This is a genomic window from Marinobacter shunpengi (assembly GCF_045449715.1).
Lineage (GTDB): Bacteria > Pseudomonadota > Gammaproteobacteria > Pseudomonadales > Oleiphilaceae > Marinobacter.
This window is the reverse complement of the sequence record NZ_JBJJLA010000025.1, coordinates 33,425-56,455: the sequence shown is the minus strand read 5'-3', so window position 1 is coordinate 56,455 and position 23,031 is coordinate 33,425. Positions and strand designations below refer to the sequence as shown.

General features: G+C 63.0%; 21 protein-coding genes. 14 read left to right on the top strand and 7 right to left on the bottom strand.

Going from position 1 to position 23,031, the window contains the following annotated elements; all coding sequences use genetic code 11:
- Window positions 1-88: 88 nt before the first annotated feature.
- A complete protein-coding gene (locus tag ACJO3T_RS17685; protein ID WP_406965007.1) occupies window positions 89-724 on the top strand; it encodes a glutathione S-transferase family protein in 636 nt (211 codons plus the stop codon).
- Between the two features lie 103 nt (window positions 725-827).
- Window positions 828-1,580, top strand: a complete 753-nt coding sequence (locus tag ACJO3T_RS17680) for an SGNH/GDSL hydrolase family protein (RefSeq protein WP_406979329.1) — start codon at window positions 828-830, stop codon at window positions 1,578-1,580.
- A gap of 21 nt (window positions 1,581-1,601) precedes the next feature.
- Here the strand turns inward: ACJO3T_RS17680 and ACJO3T_RS17675 are convergent, their stop codons facing one another.
- Together ACJO3T_RS17675 and ACJO3T_RS17670 are read right to left on the bottom strand one after the other, a co-directional pair.
- Window positions 1,602-1,985, bottom strand: coding sequence for a RidA family protein (locus ACJO3T_RS17675; protein WP_406965005.1), 384 nt, complete (start codon window positions 1,983-1,985; stop codon window positions 1,602-1,604).
- Window positions 1,986-2,083: 98 nt separating this feature from the next.
- Window positions 2,084-3,367 carry an NAD(P)/FAD-dependent oxidoreductase gene (locus tag ACJO3T_RS17670; protein ID WP_406965004.1) on the bottom strand — a complete coding sequence of 428 codons (1,284 nt, stop codon included), beginning with the start codon at window positions 3,365-3,367 and terminating at the stop codon, window positions 2,084-2,086.
- A gap of 148 nt (window positions 3,368-3,515) precedes the next feature.
- Between ACJO3T_RS17670 and ACJO3T_RS17665 the strand changes: the two genes are divergently transcribed.
- The gene (locus tag ACJO3T_RS17665) at window positions 3,516-5,024 is read left to right on the top strand and encodes an aldehyde dehydrogenase (RefSeq protein ID WP_406979328.1); all 1,509 of its coding nucleotides are present in this window, start codon (window positions 3,516-3,518) and stop codon (window positions 5,022-5,024) included.
- A 55-nt stretch (window positions 5,025-5,079) separates the two neighbouring features.
- Here the strand turns inward: ACJO3T_RS17665 and ACJO3T_RS17660 are convergent, their stop codons facing one another.
- Window positions 5,080-6,444, bottom strand: a complete 1,365-nt coding sequence (locus ACJO3T_RS17660) for a glutamine synthetase family protein (RefSeq protein ID WP_406979326.1) — start codon at window positions 6,442-6,444, stop codon at window positions 5,080-5,082.
- 222 nt (window positions 6,445-6,666) lie between these two features.
- Between ACJO3T_RS17660 and ACJO3T_RS17655 the strand changes: the two genes are divergently transcribed.
- From ACJO3T_RS17655 to ACJO3T_RS17635, 5 genes are all read left to right on the top strand, one after another.
- A complete protein-coding gene (locus ACJO3T_RS17655) occupies window positions 6,667-7,506 on the top strand; it encodes a gamma-glutamyl-gamma-aminobutyrate hydrolase family protein (RefSeq protein ID WP_406979325.1) in 840 nt (279 codons plus the stop codon).
- A gap of 240 nt (window positions 7,507-7,746) precedes the next feature.
- Complete coding sequence (locus tag ACJO3T_RS17650) at window positions 7,747-8,853, top strand: polyamine ABC transporter substrate-binding protein (RefSeq protein ID WP_406965000.1); 1,107 nt, start codon at window positions 7,747-7,749, stop codon at window positions 8,851-8,853.
- Between the two features lie 17 nt (window positions 8,854-8,870).
- Entirely contained in the window at window positions 8,871-9,971 is a 1,101-nt protein-coding gene (gene potA / locus ACJO3T_RS17645; RefSeq protein ID WP_406979447.1) for a polyamine ABC transporter ATP-binding protein, read from the top strand.
- 4 nt (window positions 9,972-9,975) lie between these two features.
- Window positions 9,976-10,905 (top strand): ABC transporter permease subunit, encoded by a 930-nt coding sequence (locus ACJO3T_RS17640; protein WP_406979324.1) that lies wholly within the window; start codon window positions 9,976-9,978, stop codon window positions 10,903-10,905.
- Complete coding sequence (locus ACJO3T_RS17635; RefSeq protein WP_406964998.1) at window positions 10,898-11,713, top strand: ABC transporter permease subunit; 816 nt, start codon at window positions 10,898-10,900, stop codon at window positions 11,711-11,713. The genes ACJO3T_RS17640 and ACJO3T_RS17635 overlap by 8 nt, the downstream gene beginning before the upstream one ends.
- A 22-nt stretch (window positions 11,714-11,735) precedes the next feature.
- Here the strand turns inward: ACJO3T_RS17635 and ACJO3T_RS17630 are convergent, their stop codons facing one another.
- Complete coding sequence (locus ACJO3T_RS17630; RefSeq protein WP_406964997.1) at window positions 11,736-12,365, bottom strand: TetR family transcriptional regulator; 630 nt, start codon at window positions 12,363-12,365, stop codon at window positions 11,736-11,738.
- Window positions 12,366-12,527: 162 nt separating this feature from the next.
- On the opposite strand from ACJO3T_RS17630, the gene ACJO3T_RS17625 reads away from it, so the two are divergent.
- The 3 genes from ACJO3T_RS17625 to ACJO3T_RS17615 are packed head-to-tail and all read left to right on the top strand — an operon-like array spanning window position 12,528 to window position 18,305.
- Window positions 12,528-13,709, top strand: coding sequence for an efflux RND transporter periplasmic adaptor subunit (locus tag ACJO3T_RS17625; protein WP_406964996.1), 1,182 nt, complete (start codon window positions 12,528-12,530; stop codon window positions 13,707-13,709).
- A 4-nt stretch (window positions 13,710-13,713) separates the two neighbouring features.
- Complete coding sequence (locus tag ACJO3T_RS17620) at window positions 13,714-16,878, top strand: efflux RND transporter permease subunit (protein ID WP_406979323.1); 3,165 nt, start codon at window positions 13,714-13,716, stop codon at window positions 16,876-16,878.
- Window positions 16,875-18,305, top strand: coding sequence for an efflux transporter outer membrane subunit (locus tag ACJO3T_RS17615; RefSeq protein ID WP_406979321.1), 1,431 nt, complete (start codon window positions 16,875-16,877; stop codon window positions 18,303-18,305). Before ACJO3T_RS17620 ends, ACJO3T_RS17615 begins: the two co-directional genes overlap by 4 nt.
- 69 nt (window positions 18,306-18,374) lie before the next feature.
- On the opposite strand, the gene ACJO3T_RS17610 is transcribed toward ACJO3T_RS17615, so the two are convergent.
- Window positions 18,375-19,319 carry a homocysteine S-methyltransferase family protein gene (locus ACJO3T_RS17610; protein ID WP_406979319.1) on the bottom strand — a complete coding sequence of 315 codons (945 nt, stop codon included), beginning with the start codon at window positions 19,317-19,319 and terminating at the stop codon, window positions 18,375-18,377.
- A gap of 300 nt (window positions 19,320-19,619) precedes the next feature.
- Here ACJO3T_RS17610 and ACJO3T_RS17605 point away from each other — a divergent pair, with 300 nt between their 5' ends.
- A complete protein-coding gene (locus tag ACJO3T_RS17605) occupies window positions 19,620-20,282 on the top strand; it encodes a TetR/AcrR family transcriptional regulator (protein ID WP_406964992.1) in 663 nt (220 codons plus the stop codon).
- Window positions 20,283-20,302: 20 nt separating this feature from the next.
- Here ACJO3T_RS17605 and ACJO3T_RS17600 read toward each other — a convergent pair whose 3' ends face one another.
- A complete protein-coding gene (locus tag ACJO3T_RS17600; RefSeq protein WP_406979318.1) occupies window positions 20,303-21,514 on the bottom strand; it encodes an FAD-dependent oxidoreductase in 1,212 nt (403 codons plus the stop codon).
- Window positions 21,515-21,613: 99 nt separating this feature from the next.
- The gene (locus ACJO3T_RS17595; protein WP_406964990.1) at window positions 21,614-21,958 is read right to left on the bottom strand and encodes a winged helix-turn-helix transcriptional regulator; all 345 of its coding nucleotides are present in this window, start codon (window positions 21,956-21,958) and stop codon (window positions 21,614-21,616) included.
- A gap of 209 nt (window positions 21,959-22,167) precedes the next feature.
- Here ACJO3T_RS17595 and ACJO3T_RS17590 point away from each other — a divergent pair, with 209 nt between their 5' ends.
- Together ACJO3T_RS17590 and ACJO3T_RS17585 are read left to right on the top strand one after the other, a co-directional pair.
- Window positions 22,168-22,776: a glutathione S-transferase family protein gene (locus ACJO3T_RS17590; RefSeq protein WP_406964988.1), complete on the top strand. Its 609-nt coding sequence runs from the start codon at window positions 22,168-22,170 to the stop codon at window positions 22,774-22,776.
- Window positions 22,777-22,826: 50 nt separating this feature from the next.
- Window positions 22,827-23,030, top strand: a complete 204-nt coding sequence (locus tag ACJO3T_RS17585) for a tautomerase family protein (protein ID WP_406964987.1) — start codon at window positions 22,827-22,829, stop codon at window positions 23,028-23,030.
- Window position 23,031: the final 1 nt, after the last annotated feature.

Here is a 23,031-nt window from a genome sequence, read left to right as displayed (position 1 = left end):
CACTTATCTAGGACCGATTCTCTCCTAATTCCAGCCTAATCTGTTCCTGCACGCAGTAAACGCCAACACCAAGGAAGAGGAAATCGTCATGTCAGAACTCACGTTCTACACCAATCCCATGTCCCGCGGTCGGGTCGTACGCTGGATGCTCGAAGAACTGGCCATACCCTATGAGACCGAGATCCTGGACTTTGAAGGGGCCATGAAGACGCCCGAGTACCTGGCCATCAACCCCATGGGCAAGGTGCCCGCCATCAAACACGGTGACACCGTAGTCACCGAGGTAGCCGCTATCTGCACCTACCTGGCCGACCAGTTCCCGGACAAGGGCCTGGCACCACCGGTCAACAGCCGGGAACGGGGACCCTACTATCGCTGGCTGTTCTTCATGGCGGGACCGTACGAGATGGCCACCAGCGCTGCGGCGTATGGCTGGCGCATCGATGACGACAACGTGCAGGCCGTGGGCTGTGGCCGTCTGGAAGACGTTATCCAGACGCTGGAACAGGCCCTCCAGAAAGGCCCCTACATCTGCGGGCAGCAGTTCACCGCCGCTGATATCCTTGTCAGCAGCTACCTGTGGTGGGAGATGATGCAGAAGAACCTGCCGCCCAACGAGGTGTTCCAGGAGTACACCAACCGCATGGATAGCCGGCCCGCCGCGAAGCGGGCCAATCAGTTGGATGATGAGCTGGTGGAGCGGATGAATACCGCCACTGCCTGAGCACCACCACACCATCCACGGTTCGCCAGCGGTCCGTGGATGGTGTGGCTCCGACCAGATCCCAACCGACCACCCTCACTTGATCTGCCGCCGCAGCCATAGCATGCTCTGGCAGGAAACCGCCTCAACCTGTTCACGGGACCAGCCCATGCACCTGCCCTTCTGGCTGACCACTGCTGGCCTGTCGCCCCTGCTGATCTATCAGGGCCGAAACGTCCGTCGCAACATCGTCCGGCTTCCCGAGGCCGGTGGCGATCCTTCCGGGCAGTACGGTGAGGGAACGCCGGACCGACGGGTGCTGGTGATAGGCGAGTCCACGGCTGCCGGCGTTGGCGTGCAACGCCATGACCAGGGCCTGGCGAGTCAGCTTGCCCGGCTGCTCCATGAACGCAGCGGTGAGACCGTTGCCTGGCACACCTGCGGCATCAACGGCGCAACCCTGGCCGAATTGGTGGACAACCTGCCGCTGGAAACCCTGCCGCAGGCGGATGTGGTGTTATTGAGCATGGGCGTCAACGACACCACCGGCTTCACACCACGCAGCCGCTTCCGCCGGCAGTTACTGGCACTACGGGAAACGCTGAAACCCCGTTACCCGGTGCCGGTCCAATTGCTCAGCGTCCCTCCCATGCACCTGTTCACGGCACTACCGTCACCCCTTCGTCAGGTGGTGGGCTGGCGAGCCCGGCAGTTAGACAACGTATACAGAGTATTGGCGCGAAAGCGACCAGAAGACTTTACCTACCTGCCCTATGAGACGGTCACCGACACCTCACTGCTGGCGGAGGATGGTTATCATCCGGGGGAAGCAGGCTACCGGCTGATGGCCGAGTCCATCGCCTCCCAATTGGCATAGTGTGCCGTTCAGGTTATCAGGTCAGCCCCGGACCCTGGCGGTGACCTCAATCTCCAGCTTCATGGCGTCATCCAGCAGGCCGGCCACAAACATGGTGGCAGCGGGACGGGACTCACCCAGGTACTTCTGGAAGACGGGCCAGCAGGGCTCGAAGTCGGCCCGGTCCGGGAAGATGTAGTGGATGCGCACCACATCGGCGAAGCTGCTGCCCGCCTGTTCCAGTACCTTGCCGATGTTGCGGAAGCACTGCTCGGCCTGCTCCACCGCGTCGTCGGAGATGGTCATGGTGTCGTAATTGAAGCCGGTGGTGCCGGACACGTACACATAGTCCCCATCAACGACAGCGCGGGAATAGCCGATCTTGGACTCGAATTCAGAACCGCTGGAAATCAGTGTTCGACTCACGGTGGAGATCCTTTCAACAGAGGAGAAAAAGCCGGGTAACCCGGACAGGCGATTCTAGTCCATCGTCCAGGTTTCGGAAATCCTGTAGCCAGCCGGAGTCAAACGCCCAGCTGGTCTCGCATGGCGTAATACCACGCCCCGACGGCGGTGAACGGCACCCGGAACAGGCGCCCACCGGGGAATGGGTAGTGAGGCAGGCTGGCGAAGGCGTCGAAGCGGTCCGACTGCCCCTGGATCGCCAGAGCCAGCGCCCTGCCGGCCACATGGGTAAAGGTGACACCATGGCCCGAGCAGCCCTGGGAATAGAATACATTGTTCTGCAGGCGCCCCATCTGGGGCAGCCGTGACAGGGTGAGCAGGAAGTTGCCGGTCCAGGCGTAGTCCACTTTCACATTGGCCAGCTCCGGGAAGGTCTTGAGCATATTGGGCCGGATCAGCCGCTCGATATTGGCCGGGTCGCGTGCGCCGTAGACCACACCGCCGCCATAGATCAGCCGCCGGTCACCGGAGAGGCGGAAGTAGTCCAGCAGGTAGTTGCAGTCTTCCACGCAGTTGTCGTCCGGCAGTAAGCGGTTGGCAACCGCCTCATCCAGCGGCTCGGTGGCAATGATCTGCGAACCGCAGGGCATGGACCTGGCGCCCAGCTCCGGCACCAGCCCGCCCAGGTAGGCATTGCCCGCCAGCACCACGAAGCGGGCGCTCACTTCTCCCTGGGCAGTTCTGACCATTGCTCGCTGGCCGTGGCTAATACCTGTGACTTCGGAATGCTCGTGGATCACCCCGCCCAGGGACTCCAGCGCAGCGGCCTCTCCCAGGGCCAGGTTCAGCGGGTGGATATGGCCGCCGGAGTGGTCAATGGCGCCACCCACATAGCGGTCGGTGCTGACACGGGCATGGATACCCTCCCGGTCCAGCAGTTCCAGCTGGTCATGGCCAAATCGTCGCCACAAGGCCTGCTGTGCTTCCAGATGCTTCTGCTGACGCGGGTTGAGGGCCGCGAAGATGCCGCCATCCTTCAGGTCACAGGCAATGTCGTAATCCCGCACCCGCTGGCGGATGATCCGGCCGCCTTCGAATGCCATCTCCGCCAGCAGGCGCAAGTGGTCCGGTGTGGTCTGACGCTCGATGGCGTCCAGGTCACGACTGAAACTGTTGACGATCTGGCCGCCATTGCGGCCGGACGCCCCCCAGCCCACCGTCGCCGCCTCCAGCACCACTACCCTGAAGCCCGCCTCCGCCAGAAACAGGGCCGTGGACAGACCAGTGTAGCCGGCGCCTACCACACAGACATCCGCCTCGCTCCGGCCCTCAAGGGGCGAACGTTCCGGTGCAGGATTGGCAGAGGCGGCGTAACAGGAAGGAACCGGAGGGTAATGGGTCATGGATCAGCGCCATCAGGGACGATATTGCGGCAAGTCTATGCCAGCGCCGGGCACGCGGGAAGACACGTTCTTCTACCTATAGCGGGACCTGTAAGGAAGCCCGATAGTTCGCCTGATATTGACCGATTCCATTGCCTGCGAGGCGCCCATGTCCAACACCGCAACACCCACCACCCGTGACCAGTGGCAACAACGGGCGGACCGACTCGTCTTCGAGGGGCGCGCCTACATCAATGGTGCCTACCAGTGGGCGGTCAATGGCGATACCTTCCCCTGTATCAGCCCGGTGGATGGCCGGGAGCTGGTGCAGGTGGCCAGTTGCGACCAGGATGACGCGGAACAGGCGGTCATCGCCGCCCGCCGCGCCTTCGAACAGGGCACCTGGAGCCGCCTGGCGCCCACCGAACGCAAGCAGGTGCTGATCCGCCTTGCCGATCTGATCGAAGCCCACGGCGACGAACTGGCACTGCTGGAAACCCTGGACATGGGCAAGCCCATCACCCATGCCCGCACCGTGGACGTGCCCGCCACTGCCCGGGCCATCCGCTGGACCGCCGAAGCCATCGACAAAGTCTATGGTGAACTGGCAGCTACGCCCCAAGACCAGATCGGCATGATCTCCCGGGAGCCCATGGGCGTGGTGGCCGCCATCGTGCCCTGGAACTTCCCCATGATCATGGCCGCCTGGAAGATTGCCCCGGCCCTGGCCACCGGTAACTCGGTGATCCTCAAGCCGTCGGAGAAGTCGCCCCTGACCGCCATTCGCCTCGCGGCACTGGCCGAGGAAGCCGGCATTCCGCCGGGCGTGTTTAACGTGCTGCCCGGCTTCGGCCACACCGTGGGCAAGGCCCTGGCTCTGCATATGGATGTGGATTGCCTGGTATTCACCGGCTCCACCAACGTCGCCAAACAGCTGATGATCTACGCCGGCCAGTCCAATATGAAACAGGTCTGGCTGGAGGCCGGCGGCAAGAGCCCGAACATTGTCTTCGCCGACGCCCCGGACCTGAAGAAGGCCGCCGCCGAGGCCGCCAGCGCCATCGCTTTCAACCAGGGCGAGGTATGTACCGCCGGCAGCCGGTTACTGGTGGAGGACAGCATCCGCAGCGAGTTCATCGGACAGGTCTGCGACGCCCTGAAAGCCTGGCGCCCCGGCCATCCGCTGGATCCGGCCACCACCTGCGGGGCCATCGTCGACCAGGCCCAGTTGGATCGCATCATCGAGTACATCCGCATTGGTCAGGCCGAGGGTGCGCAACTGGTCACCGGTGGCAAACGGGTGATGGAGGACACCGGCGGGCTGTTTGTGGAACCGACGGTGTTCAATAACGTCCTCAACCCCATGCGCATTGCATCGGAGGAAATCTTCGGGCCGGTACTGTCGGTAATCAGCTTCAGCACTGCCGAGGAAGCCATCGCGATTGCCAACGATTCCATCTACGGCCTGGCGGCAGCGGTATGGACGGCCAACCTGAGCACCGCCCACAAGGTGGCCAAAGCCCTGCGGGCCGGCAGTGTGTGGATCAACCACTATGACGGCGGCGATATGACCGCGCCGTTTGGCGGCTTCAAGCAGTCAGGCAATGGCCGTGACAAGTCACTGCATGCCTTCGACAAGTACACGGAGCTCAAGGCGACCTGGATCTCGCTCGACTAGTCTCCGGTCGATACGAAACCGGCGCCTGTGTGGTGCCGTTTTCACATCCGGATCATCACACGGTATGGAGATACCAGAGGTACTCCAGGTCCGAGATCGTCATCTCGAATTCGTTGAGCTCGTGCTCCTTACAGGCCACGAACACCTCCAGGAAATCCCGCCCCAGATAGTCTTCCATTACCGCTGACTGAGCCAGTTCCCGCAGGGCATCCCGCAGGTTGTTCACCAGACTGGCCTCGTGCTGCTCATGGGCATTGCCTACGGTCATGGGTGGCGGTTCGATGCGGTTGGTGATGCCGTAATGGATGCCCGCCAGCACTGCGGCCATCAGCAGGTAGGGGTTGGCGTCGGCGCCAGCCACCCGGTGCTCGATACGCAATGCCTCCGGATCACCACCGGGCAGGCGCAGCGAGGCCGTGCGATTATCCACGCCCCAGGTGGGCGCGCTGGGCACATAGTATTCCGGGCTGAAGCGGCGGTACGAATTGATGTTGGGGCAGAACAACGCCATGGCATCGTTCATGGTGGCCACCAGCCCGCCCACGGCCCAACGCAACAGGTCGTTGGGCTGCTCGGCATCACCGGCGAAAACGTTCTTACCGTCCTGGTCCACCAGACTCACGTGCAGGTGCATGCCACTGCCCGCCTGGTGGTGGTACGGCTTGGCCATAAAGGTGGTGTCCATCTCATGGTCGTAGGCCATGTTCTTGATCAGACGCTTGAGCAGGGTGGCATGGTCACAGGCCCGCACCGCGTCGTCCACGTAGTGCAGGTTCACCTCGAACTGGCCGGGGGCGGATTCCGCCACCAGCGCGTCGGCGGGCAGTTCCTGCTCATGGGCTGCATCCAGCACATCCGCCAGGAATTCCGCATATTCGTCCAGATCGTCGATGGAGTACGCCTGTGTACCCGCCGGGCGCTTGCCGGAAATCGGCGACTTGGGCGGCTGGGGCCGGCCAGCCAGGTTCTCCTGATCGATCAGGTAGAACTCCATCTCGTAGGCCGCCACCGGGGTCAGCCCTATCGCCTCGAAGCGTTTGACGATGTTCTGCAGCACCACCCGTGGATCGGCGAAGAACGGCGTCTCCCGGTCCAGCTCGTACATGGTCAGCAGCAATTGGGCGGTGGGCCGCTTCTGCCAGGGTTCCATGGTGAGGGTGGCGTCGATGGGCAGGCAAACCCGGTCCGCCTCGCCGATATCCAGACCCAGGCCGGTCTCTTCCACTGTTGTGCCCTGGATATTAAGCGCAAAGATGGAGGCCGGCAGGGCAATGCCCCGCTCGAACACTTTGGCCAGGGTCGACGGATCCACCCGCTTGCCACGGACAATACCGTTGATATCCGGAATCAGCAGGTCGACAAACTGCAGCTCGGGATGCTTCTGAAGGAAGGCGTCGACGCTCGCTAAACCAGAACCCATAGGAAAGCCTTTCGGAACTCACACTCAACCCGTGCAGAAGGGCCGGCACAGGCGTGTCTCAGCGTCCTTTATCCTGCTTTCCGCGCGCTTTTGCAAGATACGCATATGCCGTAGCGGCGGGCCCATGAAATCGCTGGCGCAGGGGGGCAGCCCGTGCTAGAAATTGCGCAATCTCTGACCAGCCCAAGCGACGCTGGCATCCTCGCCTCAAGGAGGCACCCATTGAGCACACCGAACGCCCCCGATACCCCCTGCTACCCGTTGATCGGCATCAGTGCCTGCAGCCAGCACACTGACGGTGAGCACCCGATTTTCACCTTCGGCGAAAAGTACAGCCGCGCCGTGAGCGAGGGCGCCGACGGCATACCGGTCGCCATCCCGGCCCTGGGAACAGGATTGCCATTGCAACAGCTGGTGGACCGGCTGGACGGCATCCTGCTCACCGGTTCCCCCTCCAATATCGAACCCCACCATTACCGGGACCAGGGCAGCGAACCGGGCACCGCCCATGACCCCAAACGGGACGCCACCACCCTGCCCCTGATCCGCGCCGCGGTAGCCGCCGGTGTACCCATCCTGGGCATCTGTCGCGGCTTCCAGGAAATGAACGTGGCCCTGGGCGGCACCCTGTACCAGAAGCTCCACACCACCGGCCGCTTCCGGGAGCACCGTGAGGACAAGGGCACGCCACTGGCAGAACGCTACGCCACCGGCCATGACATCCGGATCCTGCCGGATGGTCGTCTTGCCCGGATCTGGCCCCAGTCGGACTCGGTCTACGTGAATTCGCTGCACGAACAGGGCATCCGAGACCTGGCCCCGGGGCTGCGGGTGGAGGCTGTTGCCGAGGATAACCTGGTGGAGGCGTTTTCACTCATCAACGCACCGGCCTTCACCCTGGCAGTGCAATGGCATCCGGAATGGCAGTGGCATCCCTGCCATGATGTGGGGGATTTTCCCTTCTACCGCGCGCTTCTGGGCGCGTTCGGCGAGGCCTGTGCAAAGCGGGCCCGGGCCCGTCAATCCTCACAGGAAGCGAAAAGCGTAGCGTCTTTGCAGTGACACCGTTCGGATAAGCACAAATCACCATGCCGGGCGTTAAATTTTTGATAGCGCCCTGCAAAAAGTCGTGATAAATATCGCGAGAATTCGGCAGGTTCCCCACCGCCGTTTCCAGGACAAGCCTCAAAGGAGTCTCGGGCGACTTCCCAGCCGCCAGAAGGCCACCCTCAGCAGACCTGCACAACACTGCGTACCTCGTGTACGTTTTGCTTTCATCCCTTTTCAGTGAGGGACAACACCATGTTGAAGTTGTGTAAGCCCGCGGCCCTGGCGGCCGCTATTGCTGTGTCACTCGGCTCCTCTGTCGCCCTGGCGGCAGGTGAGGTGCGTGTGTATAACTGGTCCGATTACATCGCCGAAGATACCCTGGCGAAGTTCACCGAAGAGACCGGCATCAAGGTTATCTACGACGTCTACGACAGCAACGAAATCCTGGAAGCGGCGCTGCTTTCCGGCCGTTCCGGCTATGACCTGGTGGTACCGTCCAACCACTACGTGGCCAAGCAGATCTCCGCCCAGGCCTTTGCGCCCCTGGACCACGACAAGCTGCCGAACATGACCCACCTGAATCCCGACCTGATGAAGCAGCTGGAAAAGGTCGACCCGGGCAGTCAGTACGCCATCCCTTACCTGTGGGGCACCAACGGCTACGGCTATAACGAAGCCCGCATCCAGCAAATCCTGGGTGACGACGCCCCCACGGACTCCTGGGCCCTGGTATTCGATCCCGAAGTGACCGGCAAGCTGGCCGCCGGTGGCTGCGGCATTGCCATGCTGGATTCCGGTGAGGAAATGGTCCGGGCCGCCATGGCCTATATCGGCCTGGATCCGAACAGCAACAGCGCGGACGACATCAAGAAGGGTGGCGAGGTGATCAAGGCTGTGCGCCCGAATATCACCTACTTCCACTCTTCCCGTTACATTGCGGATCTGGCCAATGGTGACCTGTGCGTGGCCGCCGGCTATTCCGGCGACATCCTGCAGGCCGCTGCCCGCGCCGAGGAAGCCGACAACGGCAACGTGATCCTGTACACCATCCCCAAGGAAGGCGCGGTGCTGTGGTTTGACATGATGACCATTCCCGCCGGCGCCCCCAACGTGGATAACGCCCACAAGCTGATGAACTTCCTGATGCGCCCGGAGATCATTGCCGACATCACCAACTACGTGTGGTACGCCAACCCCAACAGCGCTGCCAACGAGTTCGTGGACGCGGAGATCCTCAGCGACACCAGCATCTACCCCACCGATGAGGTGATGAAGAAGCTGTACCTGATGGAAGGCCGGCCCCAGGACGCCCAGCGCCTGATGACCCGTACCTGGACCAGCGTGAAGTCTGGTCGCTAGTGGAAGGGAATAACAGCATCTCCGCGCAAGCGGAGGTGCTACTCAGCATCGAGGGTATTTCCAAGAGCTTCGACAGCACACTGGCGGTGGACAACGTCAGCCTGGACATCCACCGGGGCGAGATCTTCGCCCTGCTGGGTGGTTCTGGCTCCGGCAAGTCCACACTGCTGCGCATGCTGGCGGGTTTCGAAAGGCCTGATACCGGTCGCATTGTGCTGGACGGCCAGGACATCACCGACCTGCCCCCCTACCTGCGGCCCACCAACATGATGTTCCAGAGCTACGCCCTGTTCCCCCATATGACGGTGGAGCAGAACATCGCCATGGGCCTGAAACAGGACCGCCTCCCGAAAAGCGAGATCCGTGACCGGGTGGCCGCCATGCTAAGGCTGGTGAAGATGGAGCCCTACGCCGCGCGCAAGCCCCACCAGCTTTCCGGCGGACAACAGCAGCGCGTGGCCCTGGCCCGGTCCCTGGCCAAGCGCCCGAAGCTGTTGTTGCTGGACGAGCCCATGGGGGCACTGGACAAGAAACTGCGCACCGAGATGCAGCTGGAGCTGGTGGACATCCTTGAAAAGGTCGGCGCAACCTGCCTGATGGTGACCCACGATCAGGAAGAAGCCATGACCATGGCCAGCCGCATTGCCATCATGGCCAACGGCCGAATTGCCCAGGTGGGCTCGCCCATTGATATCTACGAAAGTCCCAACAGCCGCATGACGGCGGAGTTTATCGGCTCGGTGAATATTTTCGAGGCCAGCATCCAGGCCGACGAGGCAGACAGCATCACGCTGACCAGCGAGCTGCTGGACGCGCCGGTTTTCATCGACCGGGGCGTCACCACGCCGGCAGAAACCACCGACACACTGGTGGCTTTGCGCCCGGAGAAGATCTACCTGACCACAGACCGGCCCGAAGGCGACAGCAACTGGAGCCAGGGCACGGTGGACAACATCGCCTACCTGGGGGACATCACCTCCTACTATGTGAAGCTGGCCAGCGGCAAACGGGTACAGGCCACCATGGCCAACGTGGAGCGTCGCGGCGAGCGACCCACCTGGGGCGACCATGTGTTCGTCTCCTGGGAAGCCTCCAGCCCGATACTGTTGTGGAACTGAGCCGGTGAACCGTAACCTGAGTCGCTCACCCGTGCTGGAGCGGGTACGTGCCATCGTTCTGCACCGCCGGGTGGTGTTCGGCATTCCGTTCCTGTGGCTGCTGCTGTTCTTCCTGCTGCCCTTCGCGCTGGTGCTGAAGATCAGCTTCTCCAGCGCGGTGATGGCGATTCCGCCCTACGAGCCGGTGGTGCAGTGGGCGGATGATACCTTTTCCATTGTCCTCAACTTCGGCAACTACCTGTTCCTGGCCTCGGACAGCCTGTACATCGCCGCCTACTGGGGTTCGGTGAAAACCGCCTTCCTGGCCACCGTGATGTGTCTGCTGATCGGCTACCCCATGGCCTATGCCATAGCCCGGGCGCCGAAGCACTGGCAACTGGTCTTCCTGCTGATGGTGATGATGCCATCCTGGACCTCGTTCCTGATCCGGGTCTATGCCTGGATGGGCATCCTCGGCAACCAGGGCCTGCTGAACAGCCTGCTGCTGTGGCTCGGCGTGATCAGCGAGCCCCTGCGCATGCTCAACACCAATTTCGCGGTGGTGCTGGGCATAGTGTATGCCTACCTGCCCTTCATGGTGCTGCCCATCTACACCAACCTGGTGAAGCTGGATCTGCGTCTGCTGGAGGCCGCCTCAGATCTGGGGTGCCGCAGCCTGACCACCTTCTGGCGTATCACACTGCCACTGTCAAAGGCCGGCATCATCGCCGGGGCCATGCTGGTGTTCATCCCGGCAGTGGGTGAGTTCGTGATTCCGGAACTGCTGGGCGGGCCCGATACGCTGATGATCGGCAAGGTGCTGTGGGAGGAGTTCTTCAACAACCGCGACTGGCCGGTGGCCTCAGCGCTGGCCATCGTCATGCTGGCCCTGCTGCTGATTCCCATCGTGTTCTTCCACCGGTTCCAGGCCCGGGAGATGGAAAAGCATGGGTAGAATCAGCTTCTCGAAAGCCATGCTGGGGCTGGGACTGCTGTTCCTGTACCTGCCGATGGTGGTGCTGATCGTGTACTCGTTCAACGCCTCGCGGCTGGTTTCGGTGTGGGCCGGGTTTTCCACCCACTGGTACGGCGAACTGTTCCGCGACCAGCAGATCCTGGCAGCGGTGTGGATGAGCCTGCGTATTGCCTTCTATTCCGCCAGTATGGCGGTGTGCCTGGGCACCCTGTGCGCCTTCGTGATGACCCGCTTCCGGCGCATGCGAGGGCGCACCCTGCTGTCCAGCATGATCACCGCCCCGCTGGTGATGCCGGAGGTGATCACCGGTCTGTCACTGTTGCTGCTGTTCGTACAGATGGCCCAGCTCGTGGGCTGGCCCCAGGACCGGGGCATGGTCACCATCTGGATCGCCCACACCACCTTCTGCAGCGCCTACGTGGCCGTGGTGGTGAGCGCCCGCCTGCGGGAAGTGGACCGCTCCGTGGAGGAAGCTGCCATGGACCTGGGCTGCACGCCCCTGAAGACCTTCTTCGTCATCACCCTGCCAGTGATCGCCCCGGCCCTGGTGTCCGGCTGGCTGCTGGCCTTCACCCTGTCACTGGACGACCTGGTCATCGCCAGCTTCGTCTCCGGCCCGGGGGCCACGACCCTGCCGATGGTGGTGTTCTCGTCGGTGCGGATGGGGGTGTCACCCAAGATCAATGCCCTGGCCACGATCATCATCCTGGCGGTGTCGGTGGTGGCGTTTATCGCCTGGTACTGGATGCGGCGGGCAGAGAAGCGGCGGCTTACCGACCGGAGCTGACATAACCCCCTGGAGACGGGGCCTACTCCTTCCCGAAACAGTTCTGCAGGGAGTAGAAGTAGGCATCAATCACCTGTTCCGACTCGTTCTCCATATCAAAGGTTTCCGGAATCAGCAGCCAGGTGTAGATCAGGCCGGTGAGCTGCACGTGCAGGTGCACCACCGCCCGGTCCACGTCCAGGTTCCCGGGTAGCTGGCCACGCTCGATGGCATTGCGAAGTACCATGGCCATACGCTCGGAGGCTTCCCGGAAGTTCTCCCGGCGGCGGCTGCCCAGGGGTTCGTTCTCTTCGGTGAGTTCACTCTTCAGGAACATGATCTCGAACACCCTGTGCCGTCGGGGGTCGCGGGCGATCTCCTGGGTCAGGTAGAGCAGGAACTCCCGGAACCGGCCCAGGGGATCGCTCTCGTCCGGATCTTCCATCAGTGCCTTGAGCATTTCCAGCGGCAGCTTCTGCCGGTCCATCATCGCTTCGAACACATCGTGCTTGTTCTTGAAGTGCCAGTAGATGGCCCCCCGCGTGACACCCGCCTCCGCCGCAATGTCATTGAGTGACGTGCGCGACACACCCTTGCGATAGAACACCACCTCAGCCGCTTCAATCAGCTGCTCCCGGGTTTTCTGGGCGTCTTCTTTGGTGCGTCTGGCCATGGGTGCTCCTGTAAATAACGCGTAAGGGCAGTAAATGTCACTATACATACATTCATGAATGTATGTATCATCGTGTTTACCGTTATACGTTGTTGTGCCTTGTGCGCCGGGGAGCCCCGCCATGGACCCCGGCGCCTTTTTATTGGATAGAGGTCACTACCCATGCGCCATTCTACGCAATCCCTGCTCCTGTTGCTGATTGCTTCTGCTCTGCTGTCCGCCTGTGGCCAGCAGCAAACCGGTTCCGCCCAGGCCGCCGGTCAGCAACCACCGCCCCAGGCCGGCTTTATCACCGTCGAAGAAAAGCCCTTTATCCTGGTCAATGAATTGCCCGGTCGCACCTCACCCTATCAGGTGGCCGAAGTCCGCCCCCAGGTCACTGGCCTGATCGAGGAACGCCTGTTCGAGGAAGGGGAAACCGTGGAAGCGGGTCAGGCCCTGTACCGGATTGATGCCAAGCGTTACCAGGCCGCCCTGGCCAGTGCCCAGGCGGAACTGGCCAACGCCCGCGCCAACCGGGACAAGGCACGCCTTACCGCCAACCGCTATGAATCCCTGATCGGCAACGGCGCCATCAGCCAGCAGACCCTGGACGAGGCCCGCACCACCCTCAGCGCCGGCAACGCCCAGGTGGCCGCCGCCGAGGCCGCCGTGGAAAGCGCCCGTATCGACCTGGACTACACCACCATCCGCGCCCCCATTGATGGGCGCATCGGTCGCTCGACGGTCACCGCCGGTGCCCTGGTCACCGCCAACCAGACCACGGCCCTGGCCACCATCCGCCAGCTTGACCCGATCTATGTGGACCTGACCCAGTCCTACGAGGAACTGAGCCGCCTGCGATCGGCCATGGCCAGCGGCCAGCTGGAAACCGTGGGCGAGGGCAAGGCATCGGTGACTCTGGCGCAGCAGGACGGCACCGTCTACCCCCACGAGGGCACCCTGCAGTTCTCGGAGTTCGCCGTGGGCGAGGCCACCGGCTCGGTCACCCTGCGGGCCCTGGTGCCCAACCCGGACGGTGCCCTGCTGCCGGGCATGTTCGTCCGTGCCCGCCTGCCCCAGGCGGAGCGTGACAACGCCATCCTGGTGCCCCAGAAAGGCATCTCCCGGGAACCCAGCGGCCAGGCCACCGCCCTGGTGATTAACGAGGACAGCACCGTGGAGAAGCGCAACGTCACCACCGAGAAAGCGGTCGGGAACCAGTGGCTGATCAGCGACGGCCTCAGGGCCGGTGATCGCCTGATCGTTGATGGCCTGCAGAAAGTCCAGGTCGGCAGCCCGGTCACGCCGGTGGATGTGAACGACGGGGCAACCACCGCCGCAACCGACAACGCACAGGGCTGACACCATGGCACGCTTCTTTATCGACCGCCCCATCTTTGCCTGGGTGATCGCCATCATCATGATGCTGGCGGGGGCCCTGGCCATTACCAACCTGCCGGTGGAGCAGTATCCCACGGTAGCGCCGCCGGAGGTGACCATCTCCGCCAACTACCCCGGTGCCTCCTCCGAGGCGGTGGAGGACTCGGTAACCCAGGTCATCGAGCAGGAAATGAACGGCATCGACAACCTGCTGTACATGTCCTCCACCAGTGATTCTTCCGGCAATGTCCAGATCACCCTGACCTTCGCTGGCGGCACCGACCCGGACATCGCCCAGGTGCAGGTACAGAACAAACTGCAGCTTGCTACCCCGCGCCTGCCCCAGGTGGTGCAACAGCAGGGTGTGCAGGTCACCAAGTCGTCGGACAGCTTCCTGATGGTGGTGGCCTTCACCTCCAGCGACGACAGCCTGAGCCAGTCGGACATTGCCGACTATGTCGCCGCCAATGTGCAGGACCCCATCTCCCGCACCCAGGGTGTGGGCCAGGTCCAGCTATTCGGCGCCCAGTACGCCATGCGCGTGTGGCTGGACCCTAACAAACTCAACCAATACAACCTGACTCCCGCGGACGTGACCGGCGCCATCGAGGTGCAGAACAACCAGGTGGCCGGCGGCCAGTTGGGCGGTGCGCCCTCGGTGGAAGACCAGCAGATGAACGCCTCCATCGTGGTGCAGACGCTGCTGGAAACCCCCGAGGAATTCGGCGAGATCCTGCTCAAGGTCACCGCAGACGGCTCCCGGGTTCGCCTGGCGGACGTTGCCCGGATTGAGCTGGGTTCGGAGTCCTATAACATCGTTGGCAGCTACAACGGCAAGGCCTCCGCCGGCATCGGCATCAACCTGGCCTCCGGCGCCAATGCTCTGGACACAGCCGAGCAGGTCAGGGAGCGTATCGGGGAACTCAGCGAATACTTCCCGGACAGCCTGGAAGTGTCCTATCCCTACGACACCACGCCGTTCGTGGAAATCTCCATTATGGAGGTGGTGAAGACCCTGTTCGAGGGCATCGCCCTGGTGTTCCTGGTGATGTACCTGTTCCTGCAGAACTTCCGCGCCACCCTGATCCCCACCATCGCGGTGCCGGTCGTGCTGCTGGGCACCTTCGGGGTGCTCTACGCCTTCGGCTTCTCGGTGAACACCCTGACCATGTTCGGCATGGTACTGGCGATCGGGTTGCTGGTGGACGACGCCATCGTGGTGGTGGAAAACGTCGAACGGGTGATGGCGGAAGAGGGCCTGGGCCCGGTCGAGGCCACCCGCAAGTCCATGGGCCAGATTACCGGCGCGCTGGTGGGTATCGCCCTGGTGCTGTCGGCGGTGTTCGTACCCATGGCGTTCTTCCCGGGCTCCACCGGCGCCATCTACCGCCAGTTCTCCATCACCATTGTGTCCGCCATGGTGCTGTCGGTGCTGGTGGCTCTGATCCTGACACCGGCCCTGTGCGCCACCATGCTCAAGCCCCACAAGGGCGACCACAACACCAAGGGCGGCTTCTTCGGCTGGTTCAACCGCAGCTTCGACAGTGCCGCCAACCGTTACCAGGGTCGTGTGGGCAAGATCATCGGCCGCTGGGGGCGCTACAGCTTCCTCTATGTGGTGATTGTCGGCGTACTGGCCTTCAGCTTCATGCGCCTGCCATCCGCCTTCCTCCCGGAAGAGGACCAGGGCATCCTGCTGACCCAGGTGCAACTGCCGGTGGGTTCCACCCAGGGGCAAACCCTGGAGGTGCTGGACAAGGTGGAACACTACTTCCTGGAAGAGGAGTCCCAGGCGGTGGAATCCGTCTTTACCGTGGCCGGCTTCAGCTTTGCCGGCCAGGGCCAGAACTCCGGCCTCGCCTTCGTGCGGCTGAAGGACTGGAGCGAACGGGATCTGGAGCAGGACGGGGTAAATGCCGTCATCGGCCGTGCCATGGGGGCCTTCTCCCAGGTGCGTGAGGCGGTGATCTTCGCCCTCAACCCGCCAGCCATCCCGGCCCTGGGCGTGGCCAGCGGCTTCAACTTCCAGCTCCAGGACCAGGGCGGCCAGGGTCACCAGGCCCTGGTGGACGCCAGCAACCAGTTGCTGGGCCAGGCCAACCAGAACCCCGCCCTGACCCAGGTGCGCTACAACGGCCTGCCGGACGCACCCCAGTACCGTCTGGATGTGGACCGCCAGAAGGCCCGCGCCATGGGCGTCTCCCTGGCGGATATCAACACCACCCTGTCGGTGGCCTGGGGCTCCAGCTACGTCAACGACTTTGCCGACCGGGGCCGCATCAAGCGGGTCTATGTCCAGGCGGACGCTCCCTTCCGCATGCTGCCGGAGGATATCGACAACTGGTACGTGCGCAACGGCGATGGCGAGATGGTGCCCTTCTCCAGCTTCGCCACCGGCGAGTGGACCTACGGCGCCCAGCAGTTGCAGCGTTATAACGGCGTCTCGTCCATAAACATCCAGGGCAATGCCGCCGCCGGCTTCAGCACCGGGGACGCCATGGCCGCCATGGAGGAACTGGCCGCGGAACTGCCCGGCGGATTCGGCTTCGAGTGGACCGGTCTGTCCTACCAGGAGATCCAGTCCGGCGACCAGGCGCCACTCCTCTATGCCCTGTCGCTGCTGGTGGTGTTCCTGTGCCTGGCCGCCCTCTATGAAAGCTGGTCGATTCCGTTCTCGGTGATGCTGGTGGTGCCCCTGGGCATTATCGGCGCCGTGCTGGCCGCCAATCTCCGGGGCCTGAACAACGACGTGTTCTTCCAGGTGGGTCTGTTGACCACCATCGGCCTGTCGTCCAAGAACGCGATCCTGATCGCGGAATTCGCCCAGGATCTGGAGAAGAAAGGCCGTAGCCTGCTTCAGGCCACCCTGGAAGCCACCCGCATGCGGCTGCGCCCGATCCTGATGACCTCTCTGGCCTTCGGCCTCGGCGTTACCCCGCTGATGCTCAGCTCCGGGGCCGGGTCCGGCGCCCGTCACGCCATCGGCACCGGCGTGTTCGGTGGCGTGGTGGCGGCCACCGTACTGGCCATCTTCTTCATCCCGCTGTTCTATGTGCTGGTACGCCGGATCTCCGGCGTGCCCCTGCACGGTCACCGGGACGACACCAACGACGACCATCAGGTCCTGGAATTACAGGAGAATCCGTCATGAAGGCCCTGATACCCGCGCTGGCCGTGGCCCTGACCCTCGGCGGCTGCAGCATGATTCCCGATTACCAGACACCGGACGCCCCGGTGCCGCAAGCGGTGGGCGACGGCAACCAGGATGTGGATACGGTGGTCCTGCCGGGCTGGGAAACCCTGTTCCCGGACCCGCAGCTACGGGCCCTGATCCACACCGCCCTGGCCAATAACCGTGACCTGGAACTGGCCATGCTGGATGTGGCCGAAGCCCGGGCGCAATACGGCATCGAGGGTGCCGCCCTGTTCCCGGAAATCGGCGTCAGCGCCGATGGTACCCGCCAGCGTTTGCCGGCGGACCTGAGCGGCACCGGTGACAGCACCATCACCAGTCAGTACAGCGTGGGCCTGGGCGTGGCCGCCTACGAGCTGGACCTGTTCGGACGCGTCCGCAGCCTGGAGGAATCCGCCCTGCAGAGCTACCTGGCTACCGAGGCCGCCCGCCGCAGTGCCCGGATCACCCTGGTGTCCGAAGTGGCCAACGCCTATCTGACGCTGCTGGCCGATGGCCAGAAGCTCCGCATCAGTGAGGACACGGTGGCGGCCCAGCAGGCCTCGGTGGACCTGGTCCGCCAGCGCTTCGACGCCGGGCTGGCGGCGGAACTGGATGTCCGCCAGGCCGAGATCGCCCTGGAAACCGCCCGGGCCAACCGGGCACAATTGCGTCGCCAGGTGGAACAGGATCGCAATGCCCTGTCGGTGCTGGTGAGTGGGCCGGTACCGCAGACACCGGAAGGGAACGTGATCGACCCGGCGGTGGCGCTGCTGGCCGGTGTGCCGGCGGGGCTGGACTCCTCCGTGCTGCTGCAGCGGCCGGACATCCGCCAGGCGGAGTTCAACCTACGGGCCGCCAACGCCAACATCGGCGCGGCCCGGGCGGCCTTCTACCCGAGCATCACCCTGACCGGGTCCGCCGGCACCGCCAGCGCCGACCTGTCCGGGCTGTTCGAGGGTGGCTCCGGCACCTGGTCCTTCGCCCCCAGTATCAACCTGCCGATCTTCACCGCCGGACGGCTGCAGGACAGCCTGGATGTGGCGGAGATCCGCCGGGACAAGGCCGTGGTCCGCTACGAGCAGGCCATCCAGACCGCCTTCCAGGAGGTGGCCGATGCCCTGGCCGCCCGCGCCTACCTGGCGGAGCAGGTGGAAGCCCAGGCCAGCCTGGTGCAGGCCACCGAGCGTTCGCTGACCCTGGCCCAGGCCCGCTATGAAGGCGGTGCTGACGATTACCTGGCAGTACTGGATGCCCAGCGGGAACTGCTCAGCGCCCGCCAGGCCCTAGTGGACACCAAACTGCTGCGGCTGGCGAACCGGATCACCCTGTACCGGGCATTGGGTGGAGGTGAGTATGCGTCGGAGTCCCTGGTGATTGGTGAGGGCGGAGACAACGTTCAGTAGCCTCCCCCGCAATGTAGAAACCCTCGCTCGCAGCGGCTGAACGAGGGTTTTCTTTCTACCGGGCGGCCGTCAGTGTCGGCAACAGGTGTCAATTGCCTGGATGTGGCGGACATCGGTACCGCAGCATCCTCCCAGCAGGGTCAGGTGATCAAAGCGTTCACGCAACGACGCGTACAGCTCTCCCAGTTCCGCCGGGTTGCCGTCGTCCAGTTCCGTACTGTTATCCAGCTCCTGATGACTCTTGCGGCTGGCATTGGCACGCAGCCCCCGGATGCGGCGGGTCCAGTCGGCGCCGGGCTCCAGTCCCTGGCTGAAGTGCTCGGGATGAGCACAGTTGATCATGTAGTAGGCTGGCGCAGCGTCCGTTACCTCGTCCACGGTGCGGATGGCCTCCCCCAGACTGACACCACTTGGCAGCCGGCCATCGGTTTCCGTGGTGAATGACACCACGGAAGGCATGCCGGCGGACACCGCCGCCTGGACGATACCGATGGCCTCTTCAACCGTGTTCAGGGTCAGTGCGGCCACCAGGTCGGCGGCGGTGTCCCTGAAGGTATCGATCTGGGACTGATGGTAGGCCCGGGCCTCCTCGATAGTCAGCTCTCCGGACGGGGTGTAGCCATCGCCCTTCGGCCCGATGCAGCCACTGATTACCATGGGCGTTTCCGGGGTCTCATGGCGCTCACGGATGCGTTCCATCAAGGCCACGGCCCGGCGGTTGGCGTCCGCCAGTTCCGCCTCGCTGTAGCCAAGCTGTTGCCCCCAGGCCTTGCTGGCCCGCCAGGTGGGCGTCTCCAGGATCAGCCCACGCCGGGACTTGCGGGCAATGTCCACATAGGGCTCGAAGTACGCCTCCAGCTTCTGTTCGCCCTCCCTGGTGGACAACAGGTCAAAGGCGGCAAACAGGGGCAGTTCCACACCGTCCAGAAAGATCAGCGTGGATTCCAGTCCGCCGTCCAGCAGGAAGATCCGGTTGTCCAGTTGCGGCAGGTTGTTTCGGTATTTCGCAGTCATTTCGTTTCACTCCTTGGCCATTTGCCATGACGTGGGGTACCGCCCGGGGGCGTAACCGGTGTGGATACATTCCCCTTCCCCGCGCTAATCGTTTACTATTTGCACAATGTTGCAATTCGAAATATCCGGCCGGACAACAGACAGTCTAGGGAGGCCCGCGCCGGAAAGCAGTGGACCGGGAGTACGGACTTTTTCATTATTTTTCTGATTTATAATCAGTGGATTAGGTTCATTAGCCCCGGAAGTATGACGATCGGTGTCAGAACAGGGTCTTTTACTGGACCGGAGGTACAGTTAAGGATGGCTACACGCACCAACAGCAGCCGTGAACGGATTCTGGCCACCGCAGAGTCGCTGATTCTCCAGAAGGGTTATGTGGGCACCTCCATTGAGGACATCCTTGAGAAGGCGGCCATTACCAAGGGCGGTTTCTTCTATCACTTCAACGGTAAGAGTGCCCTGGCGGAAGCGCTGGTGGAACGCTACCTGGAGCAGGACCGGCAGGTCTTCGGTGAACTGCTTGAACGCGCCGACAGCCTCAGTGAGGACCCACTACAGCGACTGCTGATCTTCCTCAACCTGCTGGCGGAGATGGTCGGCGGAATGACTTCCACCCACCCCGGGTGTCTGGTGGCGGCCTTCACCTACGAAATGCAGCAGTTTGACGACATTGTCCGCCAGCGCATGAAGGACGGGTTGATGGAATGGCGAACCATGGTGCTCGACCGGCTGACCATCATCGCCGGGCGCTATCCGGCCCGGGTTCCGGTTTCCATTGAGGCCCTGGCCGATATGTTCAGCTCCTGCCTGGAGGGAGGCATCGTGCTGGCGAGAGTGCTGGACGACAATAAGGCGCTGATTGAACAGGTGCATGCGTATCGCACACATCTGCGGCTGGTGTTTGATCCGGCCGTCACGGTAGCGGTCTCTGACCGGGCCGCGTCAGCCACTACCTCACCCTGATCGCCCCCGACCGTTACGAACTACAACCACTTCTGCTTTCGACCCGCAACGGTTTCCGCCATCTGCCTGCGCAGCCAGGGCACCTTGCGGGAGAGGGGCAGTGTCAGGTCCCGCAGACCGGCGGCACCCTTGAGGTTGGACTGGAACAGCGGCGTCAGCCACCAACTCATGCGCTGATAGAAACGGATGGCACCCCGGCGCTGGTTGGCATAATGCGGCCACACCTCCTCCCAGCGACGACAGTCGGCCAGGGCCCGGGCCATGGCCACGGCGTCCAGCAGGGCCATGTTGGCCCCCTGGCCCAGTTGCGGGCTCATGGCATGGGCGGCATCGCCGATGACCCCGATCCGCCCCTCGCCCCAGTGATCCAGGACCACGTCGCGATACGTGGCGGGCACCAGGTCACTGGCGGAACCGATGCTTTCCACCAACGGGCCCAGCTCCGGCCACAGGTCCGTGACTTCCCGCTTCCAGTGGGTCAGGGGAAAGTCATCTTCCTGCCAGGAAGCCATGTCAGCCACCGGCAGGCTCCAGAAAAAGCTGACCATGGGTTGGCTGCCATTGCCGGGAACCTTGCCCGTAGGCAGCATGCCCAGCATGCGGTGAGCGCCCTGGTAACGCTGTTGCAGCAGCGGCTTCGAAAAGGTCGCCAGACCATCGGTCAGCGGGCGGATCAGCCACATGGCTCCCCAGGGATACTGGCGGTTATAGCGGACCAGGGATCGCGGGCGCAGGGTACTGGCACTGCCGTTGGCTACCAGCACGCCGTCGAAACGTTCCTGGCTGGTCTGATCCTGCTGCCGGAAGGCCACCATGGTGCCGGTGGCCGCGTCACCCAGTGAGAGTACTTCACAGCCGAACCGGCGCTCATGGGGCAGGTCCGCCAGTGCCTCATCCAGCACATGGCACAGGGCGGCACGATGCACCCCCAGGCCGGCTACCTGCTCCCCCTGGCCCAGATCCCGGTAGGCCACATCCATGATGGCCCGCCCATCGGTGGTGCAGCCGTACAGGGCATCAACCCGCTGGCCATATTGCCGGATCGTCGCCAGGCACCCCAGCTCCGCCATGGCATCCAGCCCGGCGGGCTGCAACAGTAACCCGGCACCCACCGGCGCAAGGGATTCCGCTCGTTCAAACAGTGTGATGTGATGGCCCTGCCGGGCAAGCAGGGTGGCGGAGGCAAGCCCGGCAGTGCCGGCACCGATGATGGCAATGTGTTGAGGTTTCATTGGAATATCCCTTTCCCAGGCAGCGATAGGAGTCTTCTGTTGGCGGATACGCCACGACAACCTCCAGTTGGGTTAAACGACGGTTCTTTGCTGTCGGCGTCAGCCATTTAACTCCTTCAGTCTGTGTCCGACGCTGACAATGGCATCGATGGCCGGCTTGAGTTCACCGCCCAGTTCCGTCAACCGGTACTCCACGCTGGGGGGTGAGGTGGGTTCCACCCGCCTTTCCACCACGCCGTCGGCCTCCAGCTTTTTCAAGCGGGCGGTCAGCATCTTGGCGGAAATGCCGGGAATATCATCCTTCAGTTCGCTGAATCGCCGGGGACGCTCACTCAGGTACCAGATGATATTGGGGGTCCAGGCTCCGCCGATGATACTCAGGCATTCATTCAGCGGGCATTGCTCCGGTGGTTCTTCCACGGGGTTCTTACGCCTTGGCAGCATGGTCCAGCGTCTCCTTCTGCGCGCCGATCACCATGGTATCCCCCAGACGATCGACTTTCGACAATGGGTAACTATAGATCACCTGGTTACCAGGCGGTAACCGGAGAATCATATAACTTAAAGAAACCAGGTATCTTTTGGTAACCACTGGATCTATGCTCCTCTAACACTGGTTGCCCCAGTGACATCATCAACGGAAGGAGCCCTACATGTACACACTTTACTACCTGCCCGGCGCCTGCTCGCGCGCCATTCATGCCCTGCTGATCGAGTTGGGCGCAGACGTTCAACTGGTCCATCGCAACCCGTCGCCGGACTTCGCCAGACTCAACCCCACCGGCCAGGTGCCGGTGCTGGTGGACAACGACCTGGTGTTGCGGGAAGGCGCGGCCATCGTACTCTACCTGCTGGAGAAGCATGCGCATGCCATGCTGCCATGCCCCGGTGCAGACCGGGCCCGTTTCACCCAGCAACTGATGTTCGCCAACGCCACCCTGCACCCGGCCTACGGCAGGCTGTTTTTCATCAGCCAGCACATCGACCACGAACCAACCCGCCTGGCGGCCCTGGAACAGGCTGCCCGGATGATCAGCGACCTGTGGCAAACCGTGGACCGCACCCTGGCCACTTCGCCCTTTGTCTGTGGCGCGCAACCGACCGTCGTGGATATGATGCTCACGGTGTACGCCAGTTGGGGCGAATTGTTTCCGGTGGATATCCCGGTCGGAGAGAACGTCCAGCGCCTGTTAACCGACCTCGCGCAACACCCCTCGTTTGTAAAAGCCGTGGAACAGGAACAGGCTCACCAGGCCGCCTGAATCCAGCGCCCCGCAGGATTGGCGGGGCACCGATCCAAGGAGAGACACCCATGCCATTCGTTAATATCCGCGTTACCGACACCGGCGTCACCCGGGAGCAGAAAGCCCGGCTGATTGAGGGAACCACACAGCTACTGTTTGAGGTCCTGGAAAAACCGCCTTCGGCCACATTCGTGGTGATTGATGAGGTCGATATGGACAACTGGGGCGTCGCTGGCGAACCGGTCTCCGAACGGCGGCGCAAACGAACCTGAT

Bases quoted from the DNA above. Each gene is read 5' to 3' on its own strand.
- ACJO3T_RS17685 (WP_406965007.1), top strand. From the start codon at position 89: ATGTCAGAACTCACGTTCTACACCAATCCCATGTCCCGCGGTCGGGTC.
- ACJO3T_RS17680 (WP_406979329.1), top strand. From the start codon at position 828: ATGCTCTGGCAGGAAACCGCCTCAACCTGTTCACGGGACCAGCCCATG.
- ACJO3T_RS17670 (WP_406965004.1), bottom strand. From the start codon at position 3,367: ATGACCCATTACCCTCCGGTTCCTTCCTGTTACGCCGCCTCTGCCAAT.
- ACJO3T_RS17665 (WP_406979328.1), top strand. From the start codon at position 3,516: ATGTCCAACACCGCAACACCCACCACCCGTGACCAGTGGCAACAACGG.
- ACJO3T_RS17660 (WP_406979326.1), bottom strand. From the start codon at position 6,444: ATGGGTTCTGGTTTAGCGAGCGTCGACGCCTTCCTTCAGAAGCATCCC.
- ACJO3T_RS17650 (WP_406965000.1), top strand. From the start codon at position 7,747: ATGTTGAAGTTGTGTAAGCCCGCGGCCCTGGCGGCCGCTATTGCTGTG.
- ACJO3T_RS17635 (WP_406964998.1), top strand. From the start codon at position 10,898: ATGGGTAGAATCAGCTTCTCGAAAGCCATGCTGGGGCTGGGACTGCTG.
- ACJO3T_RS17630 (WP_406964997.1), bottom strand. From the start codon at position 12,365: ATGGCCAGACGCACCAAAGAAGACGCCCAGAAAACCCGGGAGCAGCTG.
- ACJO3T_RS17625 (WP_406964996.1), top strand. From the start codon at position 12,528: ATGCGCCATTCTACGCAATCCCTGCTCCTGTTGCTGATTGCTTCTGCT.
- ACJO3T_RS17620 (WP_406979323.1), top strand. From the start codon at position 13,714: ATGGCACGCTTCTTTATCGACCGCCCCATCTTTGCCTGGGTGATCGCC.
- ACJO3T_RS17615 (WP_406979321.1), top strand. From the start codon at position 16,875: ATGAAGGCCCTGATACCCGCGCTGGCCGTGGCCCTGACCCTCGGCGGC.
- ACJO3T_RS17610 (WP_406979319.1), bottom strand. From the start codon at position 19,319: ATGACTGCGAAATACCGAAACAACCTGCCGCAACTGGACAACCGGATC.
- ACJO3T_RS17605 (WP_406964992.1), top strand. From the start codon at position 19,620: ATGGCTACACGCACCAACAGCAGCCGTGAACGGATTCTGGCCACCGCA.
- ACJO3T_RS17600 (WP_406979318.1), bottom strand. From the start codon at position 21,514: ATGAAACCTCAACACATTGCCATCATCGGTGCCGGCACTGCCGGGCTT.
- ACJO3T_RS17595 (WP_406964990.1), bottom strand. From the start codon at position 21,958: ATGCTGCCAAGGCGTAAGAACCCCGTGGAAGAACCACCGGAGCAATGC.
- ACJO3T_RS17590 (WP_406964988.1), top strand. From the start codon at position 22,168: ATGTACACACTTTACTACCTGCCCGGCGCCTGCTCGCGCGCCATTCAT.
- ACJO3T_RS17585 (WP_406964987.1), top strand. From the start codon at position 22,827: ATGCCATTCGTTAATATCCGCGTTACCGACACCGGCGTCACCCGGGAG.